Annotated in this window: 2 protein-coding genes; both read right to left on the bottom strand. The window is 58.2% G+C overall.

Annotation, left to right across the window (positions count from 1 at the left end):
- Positions 1 to 19: 19 nt before the first annotated feature.
- Complete coding sequence (locus IM708_RS20665; protein WP_209428440.1) at positions 20 to 1,318, bottom strand: hypothetical protein; 1,299 nt, start codon at positions 1,316 to 1,318, stop codon at positions 20 to 22.
- Between the two features lie 411 nt (positions 1,319 to 1,729).
- Positions 1,730 to 2,698, bottom strand: coding sequence for a hypothetical protein (locus tag IM708_RS20660; RefSeq protein WP_209428439.1), 969 nt, complete (start codon positions 2,696 to 2,698; stop codon positions 1,730 to 1,732).
- Positions 2,699 to 2,857 lie beyond the last annotated feature (159 nt).

Raw genomic sequence — 2,857 nt, 5'->3', positions numbered from 1 at the left:
TCTAAAGCTCAAACGGTGGTCACGCACCGCTTACGGTGAAGCGACTTCGCAGCCAATTGTAGATCGCCGGGTCCGACCAGTAGATCCCGTGCGCTTCGGCGGTGCGCGTGGCCGCAAATGTAGCCTCGATCTTTTGGTCGAGCTGCAAGTTTTCGACCCCAGCGAAGGCGTCCAGATGCCCAGCGATCAAGTCGTCTGGGTGGTGGACGTTCAGCCAGGGGAGGTCGGCGAAGCTGCCGGTCGGCGGCTGCCTCACTGACGCCGGCAGCCTAAGTGCTTCACTCAGACCACGGATGCCGTGAAAGTGCGCCAGCAGTCCCTGCCGATAGGCCGTCCGCCGCTTTTGCCACTCAATAAAATTCGAGGCATCGTTGCTCGCCGGTTCCTCAAAGCGAGGCCAGAACATCAGCGCGATCTTGTCGAGAGGGGAACCAAAAGTCACTAGGCCCCCGAGGCGCGCGACCTCTTCGGTGGTGAGCACGGGTGCGCTCTTCAAGCCGGTCACCCGTTCGTAGTCCGTGCGCATGGCGATCCGGCTAACCGCGTCATAGGCCACTACGCTGCCCAGCGAGTGCCCAACCACGAAGACTTGGCGGTAGCGCGGCTCCCCCTCCTTCTCGCAGCGGATGATGGTTTCAAGCCGCTCTATGCAGCCTTTCAAAACCTCATCGCGCACAGAACTCAGTGACAGCTTGGGATCGAAGGCCGTGTAGAGGATGAGGTCGCCAGCCACTTCCTTCAGCACCGGATCAATGAAGCGGCCCAGGAAGTAGCGTAGCGGCACCCGCACCAATGGAGTTAGGGGTATGTCGCGCCAATGCTCCAGTAGATCGATGAGCCAGGCCAAGCTCCAGAGGAACCAGACCGCGATCCGGTTGCCCTGCTGATAGAGCATGTAGTGGAGCTTGAGGAAGTCGCCGTTGGGAGGAGGTCGTGCAGCGCGAGCGCCCTGTGGGTCCGCGGACTTGAAGTCATACTCCCGGTACAGCCGGCGGATGTGAAAACCGGTTTCTACCAACCAGCGTGTCACGTCCGAGAGGCCCACTTTGCGCTGCATGAGCGGCTGGTAATAGTATTCGATGAGATCGACCTTGACGCCGGGCAAATCCACGGTCAGCGCACTCTCAAGCTTGTCGTCGATGAGCAGTGGCGTGCGCGTGACCTCTTCCACTCCGGCTGCCTCCGCCAAACCTGCGGCGAAGGAGGCCAGGGTCTCGAACCGGTCCTGCTGGCCCACACCGTGCAGGACGAGCACGGCTACGCGGAACTCTCGAAAGCCTTGAGCCGAAGTTGCTGTAAGAGCGTCGCATTCATTCATGTGCGCTGTCCAACATACGCGGGATTTTTTGATGCCACATCGGCGGCAACGATTTTCTGAACCTCCAGCGCGGCAACCTAAAGCTCCTTCTCGACTACCAATGGCTTGCATTCCGAATGGCATTCTTCAATTGCCGTGAGTGCCAAGCTTATTTGTGGGTAACCGACAGCCACAAATATCAACCCAACCGCACTTGGCACTAAAAATGAATAACTACCTGAAAATATGGAACTGGGGTAAACCTTGTCAGCGCCGAGAACTGCGACAAAAAGCCAGGCCGCTATTTGTGTTGGGTATTTGATATCAATATTCTTCGCCCCAGCGTCCGCCGACGGAGCAAAGACGGCAATAGTCGGCGAGATTTCTCTGTCTGCGCAGGCTAGTTGCGTAGTCCGGCAGGCAACGACGCTATCATGTGGGCGGCCTTTCGGTATCGATGACCCTAGAATCGGGTGGCTTGACGTTTGTGCCGGTCTCGACCTGTTTCAACGCGTTGGGAACGAAAAGTTCGCTGAACCCGGCAATGAAGCCAAACAGGAGGTACGCCCAGGGTCTAAGCGCATCGGACAAATTGTTCAGGATCCAGCCGCCGGAGATCAAAACGATGACAACGATAGCGGCAATGATCCCGACGGGCACCCTGATAAAACCTGCGTACAACATCTCGGACAGGGTTATCGAGTGGTTGACGCGGACATCCTTCAGGCCGATGGAGACCGAGAAGAACGCACCGAGGGCGCCAAACAACAACACGTCGAGATATTGCAGTTGTAGCGAAACGGGGGCGGTAGCGCTTGCAGTGAAGAATGCCACGATGACGCCAGAATCTGCGCCGCCCCAGAACTGGGCAGCCGCCCAAGCAACAACAATCGCCGTCAATGCGGCGGCATTCGCGAAAATGTACCGCATCCGATTGGCGCTGTCGCGGCGCGACTCCACTTCTTGACGCAGACCTTCGAGCATTTCGCTCGCCCGGTCGGAGTTTCCCTCGAGTGCCATCTGCATAGCCTTGGCCATGAATGTGAGGCAGCGCTCGGTGAAGGACTCGAAGGCCTCGGCCTGCCAGACGACGAAGCGATTCGGCTTCATGCCGCAGACCATATCCGTGATCCGCGTGATCGGCCCCACCGTCGGGCAGAGCTTCTCGCGCAGGTCAGCGCACTCGTCGTATGTCAACGCGAAAAGCAAGAGTCGCAGCCGCCCGAAGTCCCGCGCGCTTCTGTCGGCAATGTAGATCATGAACCGGTCGGTCTTGACGTAGATCTTGCCGATCTTGTCGCCAAGCGGGTCGGTCTCGCCCTTGTTTGGCTTCGGCGAGGGCGCAGCGCCTCCGCCTGTCGCGATGCTTAATTGTGCAAATTTGGACACTTCTTCCTGCATGGCTCCGCTCCCGTGATCCCGAACCACAAAGCGAAAAAATACGTGGACCATCGCGCACCTAGTACGCAATTCAAATCATATATTAACACTATGTTAACACAGCCGGGACCACGAAACAATGCGCTCCTTAACGGGTCGCTGATACGCATTGCCGCGGCT

The organism is Pararhodobacter sp. SW119 (genome assembly GCF_017811755.1).
GTDB lineage: Bacteria > Pseudomonadota > Alphaproteobacteria > Rhodobacterales > Rhodobacteraceae > Pararhodobacter.
This window is presented reverse-complemented; position numbering and strand designations above follow the sequence as displayed.